Source organism: Aquabacterium sp. TM01, assembly GCF_057808345.1.
The window spans coordinates 2322277-2343366 of sequence record NZ_AP046529.1; the positions used below are offsets into that span (position 1 = coordinate 2322277).

General features: G+C 60.3%; 22 protein-coding genes. 13 read left to right on the plus strand and 9 right to left on the minus strand.

The window, feature by feature from the left end:
* Window positions 1-28: 28 nt before the first annotated feature.
* From AC3WW4_RS10580 to AC3WW4_RS10600, 5 genes are all read right to left on the minus strand, one after another.
* Window positions 29-748 carry a hypothetical protein gene (locus AC3WW4_RS10580; RefSeq protein WP_488828403.1) on the minus strand — a complete coding sequence of 240 codons (720 nt, stop codon included), beginning with the start codon at window positions 746-748 and terminating at the stop codon, window positions 29-31.
* Between the two features lie 21 nt (window positions 749-769).
* Window positions 770-1003 (minus strand): hypothetical protein, encoded by a 234-nt coding sequence (locus AC3WW4_RS10585; RefSeq protein WP_159098916.1) that lies wholly within the window; start codon window positions 1001-1003, stop codon window positions 770-772.
* 184 nt (window positions 1004-1187) lie between these two features.
* Window positions 1188-2081, minus strand: a complete 894-nt coding sequence (locus AC3WW4_RS10590) for a hypothetical protein (protein ID WP_109036499.1) — start codon at window positions 2079-2081, stop codon at window positions 1188-1190.
* Between the two features lie 79 nt (window positions 2082-2160).
* Entirely contained in the window at window positions 2161-3180 is a 1020-nt protein-coding gene (locus AC3WW4_RS10595; protein ID WP_109036498.1) for a glycosaminoglycan attachment site, read from the minus strand.
* Between the two features lie 13 nt (window positions 3181-3193).
* A complete protein-coding gene (locus tag AC3WW4_RS10600; RefSeq protein WP_109036497.1) occupies window positions 3194-4159 on the minus strand; it encodes a toll/interleukin-1 receptor domain-containing protein in 966 nt (321 codons plus the stop codon).
* 188 nt (window positions 4160-4347) lie between these two features.
* Between AC3WW4_RS10600 and AC3WW4_RS10605 the strand changes: the two genes are divergently transcribed.
* The 5 genes from AC3WW4_RS10605 (at window position 4348) to AC3WW4_RS10625 (ending at window position 9046) form a co-directional block, all read left to right on the plus strand.
* Window positions 4348-5445 (plus strand): SH3 domain-containing protein, encoded by a 1098-nt coding sequence (locus AC3WW4_RS10605; RefSeq protein WP_288486494.1) that lies wholly within the window; start codon window positions 4348-4350, stop codon window positions 5443-5445.
* 65 nt (window positions 5446-5510) lie between these two features.
* Entirely contained in the window at window positions 5511-6470 is a 960-nt protein-coding gene (locus tag AC3WW4_RS10610) for a sulfite exporter TauE/SafE family protein (RefSeq protein WP_218929773.1), read from the plus strand.
* Window positions 6471-7379: 909 nt separating this feature from the next.
* Window positions 7380-7886, plus strand: a complete 507-nt coding sequence (locus AC3WW4_RS10615; protein WP_288482094.1) for a hypothetical protein — start codon at window positions 7380-7382, stop codon at window positions 7884-7886.
* Window positions 7887-8058: 172 nt separating this feature from the next.
* Window positions 8059-8289, plus strand: coding sequence for a hypothetical protein (locus AC3WW4_RS10620; RefSeq protein ID WP_288482092.1), 231 nt, complete (start codon window positions 8059-8061; stop codon window positions 8287-8289).
* Between the two features lie 85 nt (window positions 8290-8374).
* Complete coding sequence (locus AC3WW4_RS10625; protein ID WP_488828406.1) at window positions 8375-9046, plus strand: hypothetical protein; 672 nt, start codon at window positions 8375-8377, stop codon at window positions 9044-9046.
* A gap of 26 nt (window positions 9047-9072) precedes the next feature.
* Here AC3WW4_RS10625 and AC3WW4_RS10630 read toward each other — a convergent pair whose 3' ends face one another.
* Entirely contained in the window at window positions 9073-9288 is a 216-nt protein-coding gene (locus AC3WW4_RS10630; protein ID WP_109038292.1) for a hypothetical protein, read from the minus strand.
* Window positions 9289-9535: 247 nt separating this feature from the next.
* Between AC3WW4_RS10630 and AC3WW4_RS10635 the strand changes: the two genes are divergently transcribed.
* Together AC3WW4_RS10635 and AC3WW4_RS10640 are read left to right on the plus strand one after the other, a co-directional pair.
* The gene (locus AC3WW4_RS10635) at window positions 9536-10261 is read left to right on the plus strand and encodes a JAB domain-containing protein (protein WP_488828408.1); all 726 of its coding nucleotides are present in this window, start codon (window positions 9536-9538) and stop codon (window positions 10259-10261) included.
* 186 nt (window positions 10262-10447) lie between these two features.
* A complete protein-coding gene (locus AC3WW4_RS10640) occupies window positions 10448-10753 on the plus strand; it encodes a DUF5983 family protein (protein WP_137839895.1) in 306 nt (101 codons plus the stop codon).
* Between the two features lie 21 nt (window positions 10754-10774).
* On the opposite strand, the gene AC3WW4_RS10645 is transcribed toward AC3WW4_RS10640, so the two are convergent.
* Window positions 10775-13261 (minus strand): DNA repair protein, encoded by a 2487-nt coding sequence (locus AC3WW4_RS10645; protein ID WP_488828409.1) that lies wholly within the window; start codon window positions 13259-13261, stop codon window positions 10775-10777.
* Between AC3WW4_RS10645 and AC3WW4_RS10650 the strand changes: the two genes are divergently transcribed.
* Window positions 13202-14605 carry an HNH endonuclease gene (locus tag AC3WW4_RS10650; RefSeq protein WP_488828411.1) on the plus strand — a complete coding sequence of 468 codons (1404 nt, stop codon included), beginning with the start codon at window positions 13202-13204 and terminating at the stop codon, window positions 14603-14605. The two genes, AC3WW4_RS10645 and AC3WW4_RS10650, sit on opposite strands and share 60 nt — an antisense overlap.
* Window positions 14606-14663: 58 nt before the next feature.
* Entirely contained in the window at window positions 14664-15566 is a 903-nt protein-coding gene (locus tag AC3WW4_RS10655) for a bacteriophage abortive infection AbiH family protein (RefSeq protein WP_137839893.1), read from the plus strand.
* 27 nt (window positions 15567-15593) lie between these two features.
* Here AC3WW4_RS10655 and AC3WW4_RS10660 read toward each other — a convergent pair whose 3' ends face one another.
* Both AC3WW4_RS10660 and AC3WW4_RS10665 read right to left on the minus strand, forming a co-directional pair.
* Complete coding sequence (locus tag AC3WW4_RS10660) at window positions 15594-16871, minus strand: metallophosphoesterase family protein (RefSeq protein ID WP_137839892.1); 1278 nt, start codon at window positions 16869-16871, stop codon at window positions 15594-15596.
* Window positions 16872-16883: 12 nt separating this feature from the next.
* A complete protein-coding gene (locus AC3WW4_RS10665) occupies window positions 16884-18167 on the minus strand; it encodes a recombination directionality factor (RefSeq protein ID WP_109036446.1) in 1284 nt (427 codons plus the stop codon).
* Between the two features lie 91 nt (window positions 18168-18258).
* On the opposite strand from AC3WW4_RS10665, the gene AC3WW4_RS10670 reads away from it, so the two are divergent.
* From AC3WW4_RS10670 to AC3WW4_RS10685, 4 genes are all read left to right on the plus strand, one after another.
* Window positions 18259-18639: a YkvA family protein gene (locus AC3WW4_RS10670; RefSeq protein WP_488829735.1), complete on the plus strand. Its 381-nt coding sequence runs from the start codon at window positions 18259-18261 to the stop codon at window positions 18637-18639.
* Between the two features lie 104 nt (window positions 18640-18743).
* Window positions 18744-19175, plus strand: coding sequence for a MerR family transcriptional regulator (locus AC3WW4_RS10675; RefSeq protein ID WP_304795207.1), 432 nt, complete (start codon window positions 18744-18746; stop codon window positions 19173-19175).
* On the plus strand, window positions 19172-19588 hold the full coding sequence (locus AC3WW4_RS10680) for a hypothetical protein (protein WP_230179408.1): 417 nt from the start codon (window positions 19172-19174) through the stop codon (window positions 19586-19588). The genes AC3WW4_RS10675 and AC3WW4_RS10680 overlap by 4 nt, the downstream gene beginning before the upstream one ends.
* 137 nt (window positions 19589-19725) lie before the next feature.
* The gene (locus AC3WW4_RS10685) at window positions 19726-21090 is read left to right on the plus strand and encodes a TolC family protein (protein WP_488828415.1); all 1365 of its coding nucleotides are present in this window, start codon (window positions 19726-19728) and stop codon (window positions 21088-21090) included.

The window sequence follows — 21090 nt, forward strand, 5'->3', positions numbered from 1 at the left end:
TGTACCTTTCGTGTTGACACCAGTTGCGTCAGCTGCGCAATCCAAACACATCATTCGCAGCAAACAACAATGTCGGTCCCGGGCACCATGCCGCCTGGTCATCCGACGGCAGTTCATGGGGAAACGGCACCATGTTGAGTTCGTAGAGGTGCAGCATGCCTTCTATGGGCATGTAACTGCCATCCAGCTTTGAACACGTTGGGCAAGCATGGCGTGAGCCGACGGCATGCACGTCATGGTTCTTCAACATCCTGGATCGCCGCAACACCTCATAGTTGCGCCTGAGGGCCCGAACGAAGCCGCCGACAGCTAAGTTGTCGCAAACCCCCATGAGCGCGTCCAATCCTTCGTTGGCGACCCGATAGTCAGGTGATGACGCCATGAACAGTGCGTCCACAATAGGCATACAGCCCAAGGTAAGACCTGCCAAATCCGGCATGAAGCTCACTTCACTGAGGGTTGGCAAAAAGCGGTTGAAATCGGGGGCACTCATGTGATACCCATTGAGCTCGATATCCCGTTCCTGCGCGATCAAGCGGTTGGCAGCATCGACCCGGTCTTGCTCCATCTGGAAAGGGGACCGTCCTGCCTGACGCGCCTGGACGATCTGAGCCAGCGTCTCCGCCTCCACCTTGTCCATCAGACGTTTGTAATCAGGCTCGGTCAGGGTCAGATACGCGCCGACAAGTCCATTGATCTCAGTCCTGATCTTTTGCTTGTACCGCTCTTCCTCAGGTGTCAGATGCATATGCCTTGTCCACAGTCCGCGTCAATCGCTGACGCTGAAGTTGATGGCGCTGATCGGGATCCGAGCGTGCAGGCATTCTGGATCTGTCAGCCACTGTGGCAACAAGGACAGCTCAAGATGGATGGGGATGGAGGCATCTTCCATGGTCCCCTTTGTCAGGGCATGGACCAGCGCCTGGCGATCACGGGAAGACAGGTGAAAGTTGAGCATCGCGCCATCGGATCGATGGCGAACGTAGATTTCAATACCGCTCATGTTCGGCGCCTACACACACGTAGGTGTTGATTGTGCCCACGGTGCAGGACAGGTGTCATTCACCCTGGCGGGCAAATTTATCCACAGAAACTGGGGATAACTTACCGCATTGGAGGGCAATTGTCCGCCTGCCCATAGCAGAAACCTCGGGCTGCTCCTTTTTGGGGCAACCCTTGCCAAGGGCTCAACGCGCCCAACCCAGATCACGAAGCACAAACCCAAGGGCCTCGATAGCGAAGGCACCATCGGCGTCCGTGACGTCGCGGGTGCCCAGACGCTGCTGCTCATTGGACTTGCCCCTGGGGTGGAGCTTGCAGACGACATCTGCTGCTGCACGAAACAGCTTTGATTCCGGTGGCAGCTTCGCAATCAACGCGCCAAGGTCCTTTTCAATGACCTTCGCATCCTCCCCGGCATCCAGATGAAGGTGCGCGGACAAGATCACGCCCATCGCATCTCGGCAGAGGTCCACCACAGTGATGCCACTAGATCGATGCGCGCCGTCTACCACCTTGATGACGGCGGCGCTCACACGCTCTCTCGCTGCTGACGGAATGGCATCCAAGACCAGATCGGGCAGAAAACCGAGGTTCGAGCGGGCACGCATTGTCACCACATCCTCGTCGTTGCCCGACCGCTCGACTGAGACGATGTTCCAGACTGTGACTGCCGCCCCCGCACCTAGAACGACCAGCGTGCGTGGCGTGGTCACCAATCGCTGACTCACATTGCCCATTGGGCTGAACGAAATGAGCGACTTGGTGAATCGCCCTTCATGGGCTTGGTGACCGACATCCTCGGGCAAGACCGGGTGCTTGTGGACCCACCACTGATCAGGCTGTTGCCGCCCCGCCACCTCGTAGAACCGGCCCCGCCTGATGCGACTGACAGGGTCGAAGTAATCTTCCCTGAAGACGCACATGGCGCTGCGAAGAGCACCGCTGCAGGGCACTTTGCGCCAGTCGGCCTCAGCCTGAACGAAGGTGGCAACAGAAACCATCGGGGCTGGTGAGACGCCATGTCCGTGGTTGGACAAGCCTTCGTACATCAGCCAGGTGTTGGGGTCGAACGCAATCATGTGTTGGCGATTGAAGAAAGTTGCTCAGCAGGCCATTGAGCCCAGGAAAGACGAGACAAATGCATGAACCTACCGCCCTTCAGGCGCGCTCCCTGACCGACATGAGCGTGCGCACCAACAGAAAGTCCTCAGGGGCATCAATGAGCAGCTCGCCGTCGGTCGCCACATGTACCTCTGCAACCCGCGCGTGAGAAAGCATGCCCTTGGCAATCGGGCGACGTGCAAATGGGTTGTGCAGCACGTAGGCGCCGTCGAGCAAGTGCTCCTCGTAGGCAGCCTTCAACGTGGCCTTGATCCTGGGCTTGATGTCATCGCCATTGGGGTGATAGGTGGTGTAGACCGTCTTTGCCAACGGGTTGTCCGCCAACGCACGCACTTTCCCCCAGGTAGCCAGGGAGCTGTACACGACAGCGGAGACTTCAGCATATTGGTCGTCGCAGAACAAGCCGAGCGGGATGTCAACGGTTTCCGACTTCGCAGCAGAACTGACGTTGTAGCTGACAACACGACGCGCTCCTCTCGGCGTTGCACTTTCATCGTGGTACAGACCATAGAGTGCAGCAAAGATTGGACGACTGGCCGCGAAGTGCGCAAGCGGGCGATCAAAAGCGCCAATGCCGATGACAAAAGGCTTGTCAGCGACATGGGGCAAGGTCGAGTAGTAATTGCGATAGCGCCTGACTTTGGCATTGAAGCTATTACAAATCCGCAAAGCCGCCTCTCTGTTGAACTCAGTGAAATCGTCTGGAATGTCTGCGATCGAATATCCGATGGGGGCCTTCCCGCCTTTAGCTGGCGCGGCAATGGCCGCCTCGACGCACAACGGCATCGGTTCACCAACCACAAAATCGGGAGAGGCAAAGGACATATCGGGGGACAGCCCCCAGCCCCTCAAAGCGGCATTGAGATACAACTCCCAAAGACCTGACTCAAAAGTCATCTGAAATTCCTGTACGAACTTCCCGTCGCGGTCTTCAAATCCTCTAGCCCAAGCATTGAGCACGGCACGCTCAGGCGCGTACTGTTCGTCCAGCAGCATCCTGAAAACCTGATGCTGCCGGGCCGTTTCCACTTGCGGGGTGAACAGATCGAATGTCATTGTTCCCTTTGGCCTACTGCAATTGCTTGATCAACAGCTCCCAGAAGAACTCAGCGAGTCCCTCGTGAGAAAGCTTGTCATCCCTTCCCCTGTGCATCGCCATGCCCAAAGGTTTGAAGTACATGGCCTGATCGTCCTTGTCCACAGACACCATCTCGTTGTAACTGCCTGCCGGTGCAGAAGGATCTGACGAATAGGTGATCCCACCGCTGCGGAACCCCAAAGCACCAAGACGGATACCGCACTGGCTAACTTTCTTGCCGTCACGGTAGATCACGCCACTGAACGCATTGGCGTCTATCCGACGAAAGACGCCTTCGACGCCCGTCGTTCTGGCTTGCAATTCAGCCAGAGATCCTTCAAAAAAACGCGCCAGGTAATCAAATGCGGCATGCAGGAATTCATCCTGGTCACGCTCGGTGAACTCCTTGCGCATGCGCAGGTTGCTGGATCGAGGCAGCGACACCTGTTCTGCTCGAACAGGGCTGGCCACTGCAGGCGGCTGAGCCCTGCTGACGGTACCCGCGTCATGAGCACGCCCGCCCAGTTGCGTCACAACAGCCCGGATACTGCGCGCCACGTCGGTGTAAGCCTCGTCGTGGTTGGCCCACATGGTGATGGCCTTGCCATCCTTGGGTACCGCCATCAAGCCACTGAGGGGCGGTTGCTGCCAATCGCAAGGCCGAACGATCACCGGAATGACTTGCGCTTCCCCCCTGCTCTGGCGCTCCAGCGCACGCGCCATTTCAATGGAATAGCAGTAGCGCGAGGACAAAAAACTCGCACTCACCAGCAGCAAGATCACATCCGCCTGGTTCAACTGATCGTCAATGACCTGGTTGAGGTCGGCGCCCGCCAGGATACGACGGTCATGCCAGGATTCGATCAGCCCCTCATGTCGGAGCAACGCCAGGTGTTTCTCCAGTTGGTCCCGGTATGCCTCATCGTCATGCGAATAGGAAAAGAAAACCTTGGCCATGCGTGTCTGTGGATTCGTTGAAGTTTGGGACAGGGTTTGCCCCTCATTGGCACTCGCGCACAACGAGTGCCAAACACTATATCTAGTTATTCTCGCGCACTCAAGCGCTACATGTAGTGCCCACCTCAGAGGCCGCTCCTTGACTAGGGCAAACACACGAGCAGCTTCATCAGTCAAAATGCGTGTCCATGAACGAGACAAAAAACTTGGCTGACATCGACAAACTTGGTGGCGTGGATTGGCGACGTCACTTACCCGACACATTGGTGCAGTCCTTGGTGAAGGCTTCCGACGTCACAGCAGGCTGGCGCAAGCATCTGGACGCGCTTGGGCCGGCGGCGGACCTCCAACGCATCATGCGTCAGCACGAGGGGCTCAGCGCGCATGCTGCTGCAATCCGCGTAGCGCAGCTGAGTCAGCAGCAGATGCTGGGCAAACAATACGCGGACATCCTTGCCTCGGCCGCCCCCTTCACAGGAAACGCGGCGTTGTTTGGCGATCTTCAACGGCAAATTGACGCCGCGTCGAGCAGCGTTTCAGTTGAGTTGATGCGCATGGTTGACGACATGTCCAAGGGCTCCGCATTGAGGGCGGCCATGGACATGGCCAAGGCTTGGCAAGACCCGTTCGAAGACATCCGAAAGAGCCTGCTGGGATATCAAACGCCGTTTCAAAGACTGACCGAAAAGGCACTCGTCGATTCCATCGCCAAGTCAGGCTTGCACGCCAGCCTCAAGAGCACAGATTTCAGCGCCGTTTGGCAAGAGTTAGACGCCAAGCTCAAGGCGCAGGCATCCGTGGCGATGCGGACCATCGCACACGAGGCGGCCGAACAACCGACCCCGGAAGCCGCTCTTGAACAAATCTTGGCAGCCATTGCCCAGACAAGCGAGCCCAAGCTGCAGAAGGTGCTGTGGCTCATTGTTGTGCCCATGGTGTTTCTGCTGCTCAATGCGTTCTTGGCGCCTATCGGCGACTTCTACGTCAAGAGGTTGCTGGAAGAAAAGCCTCGCCAAGAAGCCCACAAAGCTGTCAAGCAAGCTGCTTCGGACACCGTCGGAGACCTGAGGCTCTTGAGCGACTACCGCTACGTTGCCACGAACTCCCTGATGGTTCGCTCAAGTGCATCGGCCCGGTCCCCAGTCATAGGCCAGCTTCACTTTGGTCAGACAGTGCATGTTCTACAGAAAGACAAGGACTTCACACTCGTTTCGTGGACCAGCCCTGACCACACATCCAGCGTTCAAGGTTGGGTCTTTTCTCGGTATTTGAAGCGCTTTGACTGATCTGCATAACGGAAAAATAGCTATCGCACATCGTCAATCGCTTCATCAGACTGGACACAGTCTCTTTGCCATTCCAACTGCACGCACCAACGGCGTACGCATTCAGCAAAGTCGCCCTGACGCTTCTGAACTCGCGAATTGATGAAGGGGTCAAGCCGAATTTGCATATGCCAATTGCATATAAAAGGCTGAGTCAGAATGGCCTGATGTACTTTCATACGTCTGGTATCGCCGTATCGCCCGTCATCCCGTTTGGTGCAGCCTTCGTCGTTTCCTTCCTGACCTCAATGGTAGGCATTTCCGGAGCATTTCTGCTCGTGCCTTTTCAAATTAGTGTGCTTGGCATCACTTCGCTCTCGGTGTCAGCAACCAACCTGGTTTTCAATCTGGTCTCCACACCTGGTGGCATCTGGCGTTTTGCACGTGATGGCCGACTCGACGTCCGACTGGGTCTCCTGATTGCAGCTGGAACACTACCAGGCCTGTTCATCGGATGGTGGGTTCGAACGCATTGGCTCTTCGACCCCCACAGCTTTCGGCTCTTCGTCGGCGGCGTGTTGTCTTTGCTTGCCGTACGCATGTTGCTGCCCCAGAGGGCAGGACGTCGGCATGTCGTTTCGCCGCGGTTTACGGAGAAGACCGTCTCGACTGTTGCTGCACTGGCATTAGTCGTCGGGGTCATCGGCGGCACGTATGGAATCGGTGGGGGCGCGCTGATGGCGCCCGTTCTCGTGGGATTCCTAGGCCTGCGTATCCCTGCCGTCGCTGGTGCAACACTGCTAGCAACATTCATCACCTCGATAGCGGGCGTCAGCATCTACAGCTTGCTGCCAGGTCCCGACGGTGCACAGTCCTCACCCGATTGGCCCTTGGGGCTGCTATTGGGGCTTGGTGGGCTCGTCGGCACCTACATCGGCGCCTTTGCTCAGAAATATCTGCCAGAGGGAATGCTACGCGTGGGCTTGGCGCTGCTGATCGCGGTCCTTTCGCTCACATATTTCTTGCAGTCGCTGCTCGCGCGATGACCGATGGGTTGCCGAACGCTTGTCAATGGGCCACGGCCAAGCGATGCCATTCACCATGCTTTGTCGATGGCGTTCCCTGCCTTCCTAGCCTGATCTATTGAGCAAAAGGCAGGGGAAATCCATACTGCAATGGCTACCTGTGGACATCGCGTTCACGAAGCCTTCAATGGAGATTTCGGTCTCCCTGAAGTCCAGCCTTGCTGGCGTCGCAGTCGTGACCTGCCTTGTAGAAGCTGAACCTCGGTTCAGCCTGGCCATGTCAATGGCCTTGTGTCTCGTTCAGCGCTCATGCTGAACACTGTGTCAACGGCGCACCTCACCGTGCTGCCACTGAGCCGCTTCACCCGCCAGGGCTGAAGCATCCCAAGTTGGGGAACCATGTTCCCCATCGGGACGATGGCGTTCCCCTTCACACCCAGAAGGAGAACGTCATGAACGCATGCCCTCATGCGACAAGGGAAACGCGCGCCATTTGCGTGCTGTTGGGGGGCTCCGGGCTTGCCCGCGAGCCTGTGATCCGACCTGCAGTGCTACCCGCATTGCTGAAGCCTGCGCTGCCTGTCTTGCGACAGGTCGAACAGGTCATGGCTTACCGTGCTGCCGCCTGAACCACTTGACTGTGGTCCAGCATCAGCACATTGATACCGTGGCGATTGACCTCGCCCGCAGTTCGGGTCGAACACGAGACGAAGCGCTGACCTGCATGGTCTCGCCCACCTTGTGCCCGCCCGCGTTCGCATCCCATTGAAGCCGAGCCCGCTTGTCCGGAGTCCTCGACTTCATGGGATGTGAACCGTCTTTCATGTGCCTCAGCCATTCGGCTGTGCTGCATCTCCACGCAACCCCCTGGGGAGTCCACCGTCTCCCCGCCGGGATAGGTGTGCCCTCCTCCTTTATGGAGTTCACACCATGAATCATGAAGCAACTCGCGTTCGCCCCAAACGCACCTGTGTCGAGATTGAGGAGTCTCGTGCCTGGATGGGCTTTTACCGCCGTGTGGGTCAGGACCCCGTCATGGCCGCCGAAGTCATGGCCCAGTTGGAGGCTGATCCGCTGATGAAGCGCAACCACCTGGCCCTGTACCTGTGCTGCAAGCAATCCTTGCGGACACACAAAGCCACAGCCGCACGCAACAGGCGCATCGGTCAGTTCGTGCGTTGGCTGTTCCATGGCGTTTTTGTTGCGCCCGCTTTGGCACTTCGCCACATGCTGCGCCAAGGCGGCGACATCGCCGTTGAATGCCTGCCACCTACTGCCAACGAACCGGCAGCAACCCAAGTCAAGCGCCTGAAGAAAGCGCCGGAGTTTGCCCAGGCTCAATCGTCTTTTGATGCTCAAGCTCCTGTGCCAAAGGACGCGCCATCCGCCACGTCGGGCGAGCTGTCAAAGCCCAATGCTGTGCCTCAAACAGCCTGATTCCCCGCACGTCAAGACCACCGCGTCTTGACCGTGCCGGGGCCAGCGCCCTGGCCCTGCCCAGATCGACCCACGCGCCTGCCCACCTGCCGGTGGTGCATGCCGCGTCCTCCCCCATTTCGCCCGAATCTGCCCGAGTGGCAGTGCGGCACACCCACGGAAGGAATTTCCCATGACCACTGCAACCGACGCCTTGTGCGCCATCGAGAAGCGTGCCCACCGGGCCATCGTGCAGGAACTGCGCTTGCTGATCAAGGAAGTGCAGGCCCTTCAGCCTGGCCTGGCAGGTGATGACAGCGCACATGCCCATGCACTGCTGCTGAAGCTGGAGCACCTCCGACAAAGCCAAGTGGTGGACAGCGTCTGCGATCAGCCCCCCATCCAGTTGGCCGCGCAAGGCTGATCCCGACCTGATAGCAACACAACACGCCTGCGGGGCCACGGCCCGAGCGGCGGTGCGCCCCAAGGCTTCCACACAAGGAATCCTCATGACCACAGTCACACTCAACTTGGAGCAAAAGCTCTATGTCATCACGGAGCGATCAGGCCACAGTTGCTTTGGCTTTGACAATGCTCGCGATCATGCCAACCAGATCGCACAGCAACTCGACCAAAGCCACCTCGCCTTTGCGTCGGGCGACTACGCCACGCTGGCGGGCTATCAGAAATACCTGACCGCCACAGCCGCATGGGACCACTCCCCACTGAGCCAACGCACCTACTTTGCGCCCGGGACCGATCCCAAAGCGGCCAAGGTGCTGGAGTCCTATCGCCGAACCGGCGAGAAGATCCGCCTGATACTTGGCGACCTCGCCACGGGTGAACCGTGGCTTGATGAGCATGGCGTGGTCGGCCGCATTGGTCGATCTGGCGGCATGCTCAAAATCCCCCTGCTGGTCGAGCCTGGCGAGTCAGGCGGCGGCGCTATCTTGAGCGACTGCATCCTGTGCCTGGTGGACTGGCAGACCGGCAACACGCCGTATCGGCATCCAGCCTATCGCGAGGCCAACTTGAGCCTGTCGCCCAATGAAAGCCCGAACCTGCCATGGGCCGTGAGGCGAGGCAGCGATGCCATCGCTTGTTTCGCGGACATCGGCAAGGCCGCTTCCTACCTGGCCTTCATGCGCGGCGCCACCATCGAGCCACGTGTCTTTGCTTGATGAACCGCCAGGCTGCGTGCGCATTGCTACGCCACTGAGCGGCATTGCTGGTACTCGCGGTCGATCAGCCAATGCAGAAACTGGGTGTCCCTGGAGACGCCCCAGTAGTGCGCCTTGCATTGCGCGATGTAGGCATCCAGGTCAGCCAGCGTGCGGATGCCGACTGGCTCCAGATCGGTGATCAGCTTGAAGCGCTCAGTCTCTCGCCGAGTGAGCCGGATGTGGGGGCCAAAACGGATCATGGTCGTGCTCGTTGCATGGATTCGAGTCGCCATCTTGGCGAAATTTCAGGCCCGTGTCACGGCTTTGGCCACCCACTGAAACAAGATTTCTGTACTGAACTTCAGGTGATATTCAGCTATCACCCAGGCGTGCACTCAACAATGACCCGGTTCCATGGGGCCTTGTCCATGGCATGCAGCGATCAAGGCTTGAACGCTTCTGACCATCACGACACACTGCCCACCGCTACCTGCATTCCATCGCGGAATGCGCTCCGACCTTGAGTCGGCGTCGCAGTCGTCACCTGCCTCATTGACCGTGCTGGCCTCGCGTCAGCACATCCCGAGCGGGAACCTCCATCCCCTCGGGACAGGACGTTCCCGCTTTTCCTTTTTTGTGAAGGAGAAATCCGTGAATGTCACCCACTTGTCCAGTGCCGAACTGGTCAGCGAGTTACTCGCCGCACCTGTTCGCCAAGCTCCCCTCCCTTTGCCCCGCGCCTGCGATGCAGCAGCCACATACCAGGCCGTTGAGCACGCTCCCCCTGAGCTGGCCCACAAACTCAGCATCGCACGTGAGCTGCTGCTGCGAGACATGCGCGCCAAAATGCTGGATGGACCGGTCATGGCGTCACCCAAGGTTGTCAAGGACTGGTTGTGCATGTACTGCGCCGGTTTGGAGCACGAGGTGTTCCTGGTGCTGTACCTTGACGCCCAGCATGTTCTGATCGAGGCCGAAGAGATGTTCCGGGGCACATTGACCCAAACGTCTGTTTACCCTCGTGAGGTCGTCAAAAGCGCGCTGGCCCACAACGCGGCATCCGTTTTGTTGGCCCATAACCACCCGAGCGGTCAATTGTCGCCAAGCAGTGCAGACGAACTCTTGACCCAGACGCTGAAATCCTCTTTGATGATGGTGGACGTGCGCGTGCTCGACCATTTCGTCGTAGGAGGCGACCGCGTCCTGTCTTTTGCGGAACAGGGCTTGCTGTGAATAGGGCAGCCACATCCTCCCAACAGCCACCACCTTGTCATGCATGTGATGGACAAGGTGCCTTGTTGGGCTCACTGGGCCGCTTGCGCTGGTTCCGCTGTCGGAATTGTGGGATGGACTTCCAACGCCCGCCCCGCAAGACTGTGCGTGAACCGAGTCCCCGCTCTCGCCAAGAAGGAGTTCGCCTTGGATAAACTCATCGTGACCAGGCTGTTGGAACTGGTTGAGCCTCTCGTCGCCCTGTCGATTAGCCACTTGACGGCGACCACACGCCAGAAGCTTGCCAATGACGACTTGTCGGTCAACGTGTACCCGAACGACTATGGTGGCTTCGTCTACGTGGGCGACCCACCCTACACGGTGCCCGCTGAGAGCGATATGGCCACGATCTTCGAAGCAGCCAGATTGGCTGGCATCGTCTGGCTCAAGTTCGACAGCGATGCAGCCATCGTGGACGGGCTGCCGATTTTCGAAGAGACCGATCCCCTTTGACCCCCACCGGGCGTCGCGCCCTCAGGCCGACGCCCATTTTTTTGCGCCATCTACAGTCACCCCGCGATCGCGCATCGCATCCAGGTCGATCACGGCGTCGGCCATGGCGGTCAACTCCGGCGTTTGCGACACAAAAAACTCCCGCTGGTAGCCGCCCACGCGCAACACCTCGCGCTTCATGGCCATGAACATGCGTTTGCGCTCCGGGTCCAGCGCCCCATCGGCCTCGTCAGAAAACAAGGCGTCGTAGCGCCGGCCGGCATGCTGCGCCAGGTACAGCGCCACCGCCCGCGTCAGGCACTCGTTGACCCATACGCGCTCCCCTCCGCTCATCAGGCCCAGGCTCTTGCTGTCGCCCGACTCGCCGTCATGCACGACGATGTCAAAGCCCTCGCGTTGCTCGCCCTTGCCTATCTCCACCAGCGTGAGGATGGACACGGTGAAGCGTGGGCCATAACAGGCCAGCAGCAAGTCATTGGCCAAGCCAGACAAAGCCGGGCCTGCATCGTCAATGGCCAGGGCGATCAGGCCATCGTTGCTCATGCATCGGGCAAACAGGTTCCAACTCCCCAAGCTGTCCTCCGCTCGGGCCATGCGAGACTGCACCTGCACACGCCGATCAGCCAGGGCCCGCGCCTGAGCCATCAATTCAATCCTGGACTGGGCATCGCGCTCGGCGGCCAAGTGGGCTTGCTCTGCGGTGGACAAGGCCAGGCGCGCTTGGGCCTCAGCCTGGGCGGCAGCGGCCAGCATCTGATGGTCGAAGGGCGTTGGCAAACCGTGAAGCACGGCATCCAGGCGATTGAGCGCCTCCCGGAAATGCTGCGCCTGTTGCACCAGGGCCTGCGCGATCCGCTGGCGCGTGGCCTCGATCTGTTGGCGCTCAGCCTGCTCTTCGGTCGTCTCGTTGCCTTGGGTCCGGCCAAGCTCTGCCATCAATGAGGACAGTTCAAGCTCAAGGGTCTGCAAGGCGGCGCGGGCTTGGCTGATCTGGCCCGCCCTGGTCGCCAGCAGCGACAAGCGGGACACCCGTGTTCGAGCCATGTCGACCAAGCGTTCGGCCCGAGCCAGCGCTTGCGGCGCCTGGGCCAGCTCCTCGTACCGATGGCGGATCAGGGACAGTTCCTGTTCTGCCAGGGCCTTGTCCTGCGCCAGGCGGCTGATCTGGCCTTGTGCGCTGGGCATCAGGGTCTGGGCTTCATGCGCATCCCCCAGCAGCTTGCATTGCCCTTGCAGATCGGTGCCTGCACAAGGCACCTCACCGACCAGGCCAAAGCGGTGCGCCAACTCCTGGGCCTTCAAAGCCGCCCTGCCTGCCTCCAGTTCGATGCTGGCTAGCTTCTGCACCAGCAGACGTTCGGTGGCCTGTGCATCCCTCATCGCCTGCACCTGCTGTCGGCACACAACGATCCCCTGTTGCCTGGCACTCAGCACCGCTTCGGCCAGAGGCAGGCGATGTGCCGCACGCTGGACCGCGCCAGCTTCTTCCAGCACGTTCACGCACTGGCGACGCGATTGCATGAGCGCGCTTTGCCGAGACTGCGCTTGCGTGCGCCGACTGTTGATGCGTTGCGCCAAGCGCTCCAAGCCCTGCGAGGCATCCTGCTCTTGAGCCTTGAGCCCCTCGATGGCTCGCGTGCCGGCAACGATCAACGCCTTGCGCTCCTCAAGCAACTGCGCACGACGCGCCTCGGTGCTCTGTGACTGATCCCGTTGGGCCTGCAAGCGGGCATGGCCAACCCGATGCCCATCCAATGCCTGCTGCGCTTGTTGTCGCTCAATCAAGGTCTGCGCAACCCGGTCAGACGCACCTTGCAAGCGATGCAAGCCCGCATCCAGGCGAGCCTGCTCCGCCTCCAGCCCGGCCGACTCCTGCCTGATGGCCGACAGCCCGGCCTTGATCAGTTTGGCGGTGTCATTGGCCTTTTGCCCCAACGCTCGGATTTCTTCCTGGCCGAGCAAGTCGGACAGCAAGCTCTTGATCTCGGCATTGCGGTAGGTGCTGAGTTGGCGCTTGCCCTGCGCTGAGAACGCGGAGGTGAAGAAGGTATCAGCGCTGCCACAAATCGCTTCCACGCAGCGGGTGTAGGTCTCGACCTTGCCGTCGGACACCAGACCATCGTCGAGGCAGACGGGGCGCCATTGGCCCACATCACTGAGCGCATGCAAATAGGCCTCGGTCTTGCGGCGCCCGTTGAGCCGGATCACCACCTGGGATCGATAGCACCGGCCCTCATGTGACCAGGTCAGATCCTTCTCGTTTTCCGGCAGGCAGACATGGTCGTAGTAGGAAAAGCCGCCGGGTCCGCACAAGGCCGCGCGTGACGGCATTGTCAGATAGGGGTGCATGTTGTCCATCAGCGTGGTCTTTCCCCGCCCGTTGGCCCCGGCAATAGCGACGAGTTCAGCGCCATCGGCCAGGCGCTCGAAGTCCAGGGTCAACACGTCTTGCCCCAAGCCATCACGGATGCCACGAAAGCCTTTGAGGGTGAGTTTGAGTGGTTGCATGGTTGGCTCCAGCGGTTTGCTGAAACCAGTTTCCGGCGTGAAAACCCGGTGTCAACCCTGACGCCAGCAGACCGCACGTTGCTCGCCAAGGTTCATCCACGATGGCGCGCCAAAGCCCTGCAAAATGCAACTTCGGATATTCCTCAAGCGATGCACCGGAGGCACATGGCCAAAGCAATCAGTCAATTCTTCGCAGATCTGGGATTTCCCTTGCGAAACGTCCGGTGGTCATGGGGTGCCCGCAATGGCGAGGTGCTGCTGCTGAGAACCTGGGCGGACGAATATTCGGGCAAGGAACGAAAGGTGACCGTTCTGCGGGAAACCTCGGCACACCAGTTGTCGGATTCTTTCGGCTTGGATGAACGCATCGTGCAACTGAAGGGGTTGTGGGAAGGCGGCTTGGCCGGATACACCGTCATCGCCACAGTAAAGGACAAGGATGCTCGTCCCCGCGAAATCAAGGAATACCGCGACGACGCCGTCTTTGCCATCAAGCAACTGGAATTAAAGCCCGATGGGGGCATCGCAGCCGTTCTGATCGAACCAGTGCCCTTGGCCCAGTTGGCGCAGCATGCCTTGACCCATCGCACCATGGCCGGAGAAGGCCCATTTCCGGTTGATGAGGCCATCCGCTCCGGTCTGTCAACGGACAGTTACCAGCAAAAAATCCCGGCGATCCGCGCATGGCTGATCGACATCTGCCAAACACGTGGAACGGTCACCTACTCCGACGTCATGAACCGCTTTGGCTTGACGTTCTATCCCTTGCGCAACGCCATGAGTCGCCTGGGCCACGATTGCCTGGATGCAGGTGAGCCCATCATCACGGCGCTGATCGTGGACAAGGACAGCCGACGCTGCTCAGAGGGCCTGCAAGCCGAGTTTGGCGTTGACGACGACATCATCGAGCGAGAACGCTGCTATGCCCTTTGGGGAGCTGCCTTGACACCAAAGCAGGCGCTGGCAGAAACCTCAAAGGGGGCATCACCGGATGGAGACGATTTTGAGCAACGCGTTCAGCGCTTCGCCCAAGTCGAAGTGCGGCCACAGCAAGCGGCATTCAGAGAAGCCGTCTTCCGCGCATGCGGTGGCCGCTGCGCGATCAGCGGATGCGCGATCCCCGAGGCCCTTGAAGCCGCCCACCTCACTGGCCGCGATTGGCGCCAGGGTCACAACACCGCAAATGACGGCCTGCTGATGCGCCGCGACCTGCACGCCTTGTATGACCGTGGATTGCTGTGGTTCTCCCCTGAAGGACGAGTTGAACTGAACCCCCTGGTTCGCGACCACTACGGAGAATTTGAGCACGCCGTTTTGGGCTTGCGTCCGACCTCGGCCACCTAGCAACAAAGAACCACGCACCTGATCGCGCAGATGCTCAATATCAAGAGGCACAGATCACATGGGTAACCGCAAGCTCTACATCATCGGCAACGGGTTTGATCTCTGGCATGGCATCCCATCCAAATATGCCGACTTCAAGGCATACGTTCGCCAACACGACAGGGAATTGCTTCGAACCGTTGATGACTATTTGCCCGCAGGAGACGACTGGAGCGATCTTGAGTCGGCGCTGGCCGATCTTGACATCGACAGCATCATCGACGATTTGAGCCAGTTCATGCCGTCTTACGGAGCCGATGATTGGAGCGACGCGGGCCATCACGACTTTCAGTACGAAGTCGATCGTGTGGTGCAGAGCTTGTCAAAGGAGCTCAGGCAGCAGTTTTCAGCATGGGTGCACCAACTCCCGATCCCCTCCCCTGCGACGGCACAGCGGCGCCTGTCTACCCTGGACCCCACATCACGCTTCCTGAGCTTCAACTACACACCGACGCTGCAGCAGTTGTATGGTGTCCCTGGCGAGCATGTTCTGCACATTCACGGCAGCGCCGACCGTCCGGACAGTGACCTTGTCTTGGGGCACGCGTGGAATCCTTCAACGCGCCCGTCGCTCAACGACCGCCATGACATCGAAGACTTGGACGTCCGGTTGACGGAAGCGCACGACATCCTTGATGGCTATTTTTCCAAGACGTTCAAGCCTTCTTCACGCCTCATCCAAGAGCATCAATCCTTCTGGACCGAGCAGCTTGATATTGACACGGTGTGTGTGCTTGGGCACTCACTGTCAGCCGTGGACGCACCTTACTTCGAAGCACTTGTCGCCGTGCCAACCATCGCGGCGGCCCAATGGTTGGTGGTCTGCCGCGATGAAAGCGAGGCGCCATCCAAAGCGGCGCTTCTGGCCAGATTTGGTGTGAATGGACCCAACATCAGCACCTGTCTTTGGTCCGGCATCTAGCGTCATCGGCATGAGCTAGGCATTCAATCAACCTGCCACGCACGCCGCGTCTTTGTACTGCTCCGTGCATGGCTCACTGCTCATGGTGCTCAGCACGCGATCCGCAATCACGCTGGGCTGTTCGCCTGCGAGGTCTGCCAGACAAGCCAGCATCGGCGCAGCCGTCACACCCGTGACCTGCGCCCACGCAGTGATCTTCTGCTCTAGGCTGACCAACTGCGAAATGCCTGCGGCCCTGGTTCGCACCACTGGCACGATGCGCCCTTCCAGCTTGACCTCGGCAGCCGCCCCCAAGGCCTGCTGAATGGCCTCGTGATTGACCTCGTGGCGATCCTCGTCCGCCACCGTCCACCTGACACGCACGAACGCCCCGGCAACGTCCTGTTGCGCCAAGGCATCCCGTAAGGCATTGATGTCAGGCTTGCCGTCAAACACAATATCCACAGTCCGCCGAGCAGGTGTCGGCTGCAGCGTGCAGACCGCTGACGAAGCACCCACCTCCCAAAGCAACCAGCCTTTGTCGCCATCCTCCCCATAGTGGAAGCGCCCGATGGAGCCCGCATAGGCGATGCGCTGCCGCCCATGCCGTCCGTCACAGTCCCACGCCTGATGTCGGTGGATGTGGCCCAGCATGAAAGCCTGGGCCTCAGCAGCGAACAATGCGCCCGTGGTGAACTCGTGGTCGAATCCGGCCATGGGCACGCCGTGCTCGCTCAGGCAACCAAAGACGGTGCCATGCGATACGCCGATGGACGGCACGGCTAAGGACTGAGCGCGTCGGTGGCTCTCGGCAAACCCGGCCAGCAGTAAGGCCAGGTGCTCGCCCACTGCCTCGGCAGCAGCCCCCGCCCCCACCGTGGCCGCCACAGCAGCCTTGTTGACCGTGGGCACGCAGCTGAAAAGGGTCATGAGCCCATCCGGCAGCACATCGAAGCGCCAGCCTTCCGAAACCTGCCAACAGCCATTCGGCATCAGCGCCACCTGTCCAATCTGGTCGGCCACATGAACAGGGTAACGCCCGCCCAGAGATTTGAAGATGGACAGGGTGCCAGGAGGCTCGTGAGAGAACGTGCCTTGCAGCATCAGCACCGGGCAGTGGTCTGCCAGGCGACGCACCTGCGCCACCAGGCGTTCGGCTGCGGGCGAATGCAAGTCCAGGGCGTGATCGGTTGAATCCCCGGACAGCACCGCAGCCTGCACACCTGAGGCCATGGCCATGTCGATGGCTGTCCCGAAACAGCGGTCGGCCTCGATCAGGTTCTTGGGGCCGTAGTGAAGGTCAGAAAAGTGCGCGATGCGAACCATGGTGCTTCTCCCTCATGACACTCTGTGCAGTTCACTCTCGATCTTGTCGAGGTAGCCCTGCGGGTCGTTGCGATAGCGATCCAGTTCATCCCAGGCCCGGCGGCGCCCATGCGGGTTGAGCCGCCATCCTCGGCCCCACCGTCGGTCGGCGTAGGCTTGGTACTGCTCGGCGGCAATGCCATAGGCTTGGGCACGCACCAGGAGGTGTTCCAAGGTGAGATCCCCGTCATGGAGCGGGATGTCCTTGGGTGCATCGGCGATCACCGTCTCCACAACGGTATCCACATCTGCACCAGCACCCTCCCACCTTGGCGCCCCATCCAGGACCTGGGTGGCCAGTTGAGCCTGAACAATGGCCGTGTCTTCGTCCTCCCTGTCACGCAGCAGGGCGGTCACATCCACAGGCGCTTCCAGTTCAATGATCCATTGAGGCACACGTGTGGGTAGGCCCGTCTCATCGATATGGGCGACCTCCATCAAACGCTTGGTCAGGTAGAACGGGGTGCGCTGGCGATCCAGAAAGCCAGAGATACGACCGCCACGCAGAAAGCCGATGGTTTCGAACTTCTGGATGGCCGCATTCATGGCGTAGAAGCTGTTGGTGGGCAACTCGAACGCACTGATGGATCGGATGCCTGGGATGAAGAATAGGAACCGCCCGGTCAGGTTGCAGCGCCGCTGCTGGTAGTCGGGGCAGGACTCGGGCTCGCAGATGCCGCCGTTGTCTTCGCGCGGAACCGTCTTGCGCCCACCGAAGATGCGGATGGCGCGCCGCCCCGTGTTGTCCATGGGCACCGGCGCGTGGCACATGCAGTGCCGCACACGCCCATCGGCCGAGTACTGCGACCAGTAGCGCTTGTCCTGCGCGCCCCAGGCCGCGAGTTCGTGCGGCATCACGGTTTGCCATTGGTCGGACGGAAATACGATGGGGAAGCGATAGAGGTGAAGGCCGTCTCCGCGGTCCTCGCCATAGGCCTCCAGGATTTGCTTCGGCGTCTCGGGATTGGGGAAGTCTTGTGCCCGCACGGTGAACCAGGGCACGTTGCGCGGGATCAGCGGTGACTTGAGATGCGGGAGCGCACCCACGATGGCGCGCTCGATCTGGTCGAAGGACTGGCCGGCTTCAACGCCCTCGTCGTAGAGGCTTTGAGCCTGGGGCTGCTCCGCCGCCTTGCGGGTGAGCACCTTGATGCCTGCGCGGATCTTTCCGCCTGTGGGGATGCGGGCGGGGCCTTGCCCGAGCAGGGTCGGCAGGGCCGCCGAACCGCCCTGGACGGTGACAGTGGTTTTGACCATGGTGGCGCTCCTTCATGAACATGCGATGGTTCATGCTCTCGCGACTTCATGCGACGTCAAGCCCGAGCGCGTATGTGGCATTCTCGATAGCATGAACATCATCGGAAAGCTCAGAGACTGGGCAAGGCGGATCAAGCGAGACGGTGTGACGCTCTGGTTCGCTGGCAAACACCCGGCAACGCCGTGGTATGCGAAAGCCATCGGTCTTTTCGTCGTGGCCTATGCACTCAGTCCTATCGATTTGATCCCGGACTTCATCCCGGTGCTCGGTTACGTGGATGATGTGTTGCTGCTGCCTTGTCTCATCTGGCTGACCATTCGGCTCTTGCCCGCTGAGGTTTTGGTCATCTGCCGCGAACAGGCTGACAACTGGCTGAAAGTGCAGGGATCCAAACCAAGCAGCCGTTTTGGTGCGGTTCTGATCGTGCTTATCTGGATTGGGGTCTGTACAGCACTCTGGATATGGCTTTAGCCATATCGCAGGTCAAGGCAACGCCCGCCAGGCAAACTTGACACATGGGGTAGGCCTGCCTAAACTTCGTTCACTTGTACAGACTTACGGCGCAACTGCCTCTCATGCCCACGCACGCCTTCACCGTTCGCAAGCTCGCTGACACCGCAGGGGTCGGCGTGGAAGCGGTGCGCTTTTACCAGCGTCGCGGGTTGTTGCGTGAGCCTGCCCGTGAAGGCAATGGCTTTCGGCAGTACGACGAGGGTGACGTGCGGCGCCTGCGTTTCATCAAGCGCGCGCAAGAGCTGGGCTTTTCCCTTGACGATGTGGCCTCGCTGGTGTCTCTGAGCGCTGAGACCGATCAGCTGCGCGTTCGCGAGATCACCCAGCAACGTGTGCTGGACATCCGCCAGCGAGCCACCCAACTGGAAGCCATGGCCGTTGCCCTTGAAGGCTTGGTCACTTGTTGCCAGAAGTCAGCCAAGGGAGATCACTGCCCCATCATCGCGGCCCTGGTCGATCACGCCCCCCGACCCGCAGAGCAGGTGGCCGCATGACCATGCCTCGCGCGCTCAAGCATTGGATTTGCCGACTGATGGTCGGCGTGATCTTGTTTGCGCAGATGAGCGTGGCAGCCTACGCTTGCCCCAGCAACATGGTCTCCGGCAATGCCACAGCCGACGCCATCACCGCGATGGGCGCCATGGTGGATTGCGAGCAGATGGGCGAAGGCATGGGAAGGCACCTGGACCAAGCCAACCCTGGCCTGTGCGCCGAGCATTGCCACCCCACCCAACAAAGCGATCACACCCAGGCGCCTACCGTGCCTGCGGCGCTGTTGATCGCGCTGTACACCGTCGCCCTGACGGTGGATGCGTCAAGGCCGGATGGCCTAGCGCCGACTGCGGACAGCCGCCTTCACGCGGCGCCACCACCGCTGTCCATACTGCACTGCTGCTTCCGAATTTGACACGCCGAGTGACGCGGCGCTGAAAGGCCTGACGGCCGCTTCAGCGCCTGGTCGCGCAGGTTGCTGGCCAATGCAGGCGCGTGGCGTTCTGCCAAGTCCTGCACACGCCCACGCCATTGGCTTCATTCGGAGGTGTCATGTTTACCCATTCTTCGCTCCTGCCGCGCAGGGGCATGCAACTGGTCGATCTCGGCCATCCCATTTGCATGCGCATGCTCACGCGCATTCGCACGCGCTTCCAAGGTGTCGTCGTTCTGGTGGCCCTCAGCCTCGCATCCTTCCACGCCCATGCCGGGGACGTCCTGACGTTTGAACATGCGCTCGGGCTGTCCCAGGCACGCTCACAGCAACTGGTGGCCCAGAACCACGCCACGGCGGCTGCCCGCGACATGGCAGTTTCGGCCGCTCAGCAACCTGATCCCGTCCTCAAACTGGGCATCAACAACCTGCCCATTAACGGGCCTGATCGCTTCAGCGTCACCCGCGATTTCATGACCATGCGCTCAGTGGGTCTCATGCAGGAGTTCACCCGTGAAGACAAACGTCTTGCACGGTCCATGCGCTTTGAGCGGGAAGCCCAGGCCAGCGAAGCCAGCCGCGCACAAGCGCTGGCTCAACTGCAACGAGACACGGCCATCGCCTGGCTGGATCTCTACTACCAGGAACGCATGCTGGCCCTGGTCAAGGCACAGCGCGATGAAATCCGCCTGCAAGTTGAGGCGACTGAGGTCGCCTACCGAGGTGGCCGAGGATCGCAAACCGATGTACTCGCTGCACGCGCAGCGCTTGCTCAGGTGGATGACCGCATCGACCAGGCCACGCGTGAAGTGAGCACAGCACAGACCGCGCTGCGCCGGTGGACAGGTCGTGCAGCCGACACGCCCCTGGGTGATGCACCCGACACCAGCCATGTTCCCTTGCACCTGAGCGATCTGGAAAGCACGCTGACCTCGCACCCCGACATCACCTTCATGGTCAGGCAGGAAGAGATGGCTCAGGCCGATGCGGACCTGGCCCGAGCCAACAAGCAAGCCGACTGGGGTGTGGAGCTGATGCTCAGTCAACGTGGGCCCGGCTATTCCAAGATGGCCTCTGTCAATGTCTCCGTTCCCTTGCAATGGGATCAAAAGAGCCGTCAGGACCGGGACCTGGCTGCCAGGTTGGCCACCGTGGAGCAAATGCGCGCCCAGCGCGAAGAGGCCACACGGGAGCACCTTGCCCAGGTCACGGTGATGCTCCAAACCTGGCAGAGCAGCCGGGATCGCCTGCGCCGCTACGACAGCGCCTTGATCCCGCTGGCTGCCGAGCGAACACAGGCCGCCTTGACCGCCTACCGAGGCGGCAGCGGCACGCTGGCCTCCGTGCTGGAGGCTCGCCGCATGGCCTTGGACACCCAAATGGACCGGCTGCGACTCGACATGGACACCGCTCGCATCTGGGCGCAGCTCAACTACCTGATCCCGGTGGAACACGACGCGGCCATACCCGTTCTTGACCACTGA

Coding starts and splice junctions, on each gene's coding strand:
- AC3WW4_RS10655 (WP_137839893.1), top strand. CDS start 14,664: ATGGGTAACCGCAAGCTCTACATCATCGGCAACGGGTTTGATCTCTGG.
- AC3WW4_RS10680 (WP_230179408.1), top strand. CDS start 19,172: ATGACCATGCCTCGCGCGCTCAAGCATTGGATTTGCCGACTGATGGTC.
- AC3WW4_RS10645 (WP_488828409.1), bottom strand. CDS start 13,261: ATGCAACCACTCAAACTCACCCTCAAAGGCTTTCGTGGCATCCGTGAT.
- AC3WW4_RS10585 (WP_159098916.1), bottom strand. CDS start 1,003: ATGAGCGGTATTGAAATCTACGTTCGCCATCGATCCGATGGCGCGATG.
- AC3WW4_RS10625 (WP_488828406.1), top strand. CDS start 8,375: ATGACCACAGTCACACTCAACTTGGAGCAAAAGCTCTATGTCATCACG.
- AC3WW4_RS10600 (WP_109036497.1), bottom strand. CDS start 4,159: ATGGCCAAGGTTTTCTTTTCCTATTCGCATGACGATGAGGCATACCGG.
- AC3WW4_RS10615 (WP_288482094.1), top strand. CDS start 7,380: ATGAATCATGAAGCAACTCGCGTTCGCCCCAAACGCACCTGTGTCGAG.
- AC3WW4_RS10675 (WP_304795207.1), top strand. CDS start 18,744: ATGCCCACGCACGCCTTCACCGTTCGCAAGCTCGCTGACACCGCAGGG.
- AC3WW4_RS10665 (WP_109036446.1), bottom strand. CDS start 18,167: ATGGTCAAAACCACTGTCACCGTCCAGGGCGGTTCGGCGGCCCTGCCG.
- AC3WW4_RS10660 (WP_137839892.1), bottom strand. CDS start 16,871: ATGGTTCGCATCGCGCACTTTTCTGACCTTCACTACGGCCCCAAGAAC.
- AC3WW4_RS10630 (WP_109038292.1), bottom strand. CDS start 9,288: ATGATCCGTTTTGGCCCCCACATCCGGCTCACTCGGCGAGAGACTGAG.
- AC3WW4_RS10580 (WP_488828403.1), bottom strand. CDS start 748: ATGCATCTGACACCTGAGGAAGAGCGGTACAAGCAAAAGATCAGGACT.
- AC3WW4_RS10635 (WP_488828408.1), top strand. CDS start 9,536: ATGCGCTCCGACCTTGAGTCGGCGTCGCAGTCGTCACCTGCCTCATTG.
- AC3WW4_RS10605 (WP_288486494.1), top strand. CDS start 4,348: ATGAACGAGACAAAAAACTTGGCTGACATCGACAAACTTGGTGGCGTG.
- AC3WW4_RS10590 (WP_109036499.1), bottom strand. CDS start 2,081: ATGATTGCGTTCGACCCCAACACCTGGCTGATGTACGAAGGCTTGTCC.
- AC3WW4_RS10620 (WP_288482092.1), top strand. CDS start 8,059: ATGACCACTGCAACCGACGCCTTGTGCGCCATCGAGAAGCGTGCCCAC.
- AC3WW4_RS10685 (WP_488828415.1), top strand. CDS start 19,726: ATGTTTACCCATTCTTCGCTCCTGCCGCGCAGGGGCATGCAACTGGTC.
- AC3WW4_RS10670 (WP_488829735.1), top strand. CDS start 18,259: ATGAACATCATCGGAAAGCTCAGAGACTGGGCAAGGCGGATCAAGCGA.
- AC3WW4_RS10595 (WP_109036498.1), bottom strand. CDS start 3,180: ATGACATTCGATCTGTTCACCCCGCAAGTGGAAACGGCCCGGCAGCAT.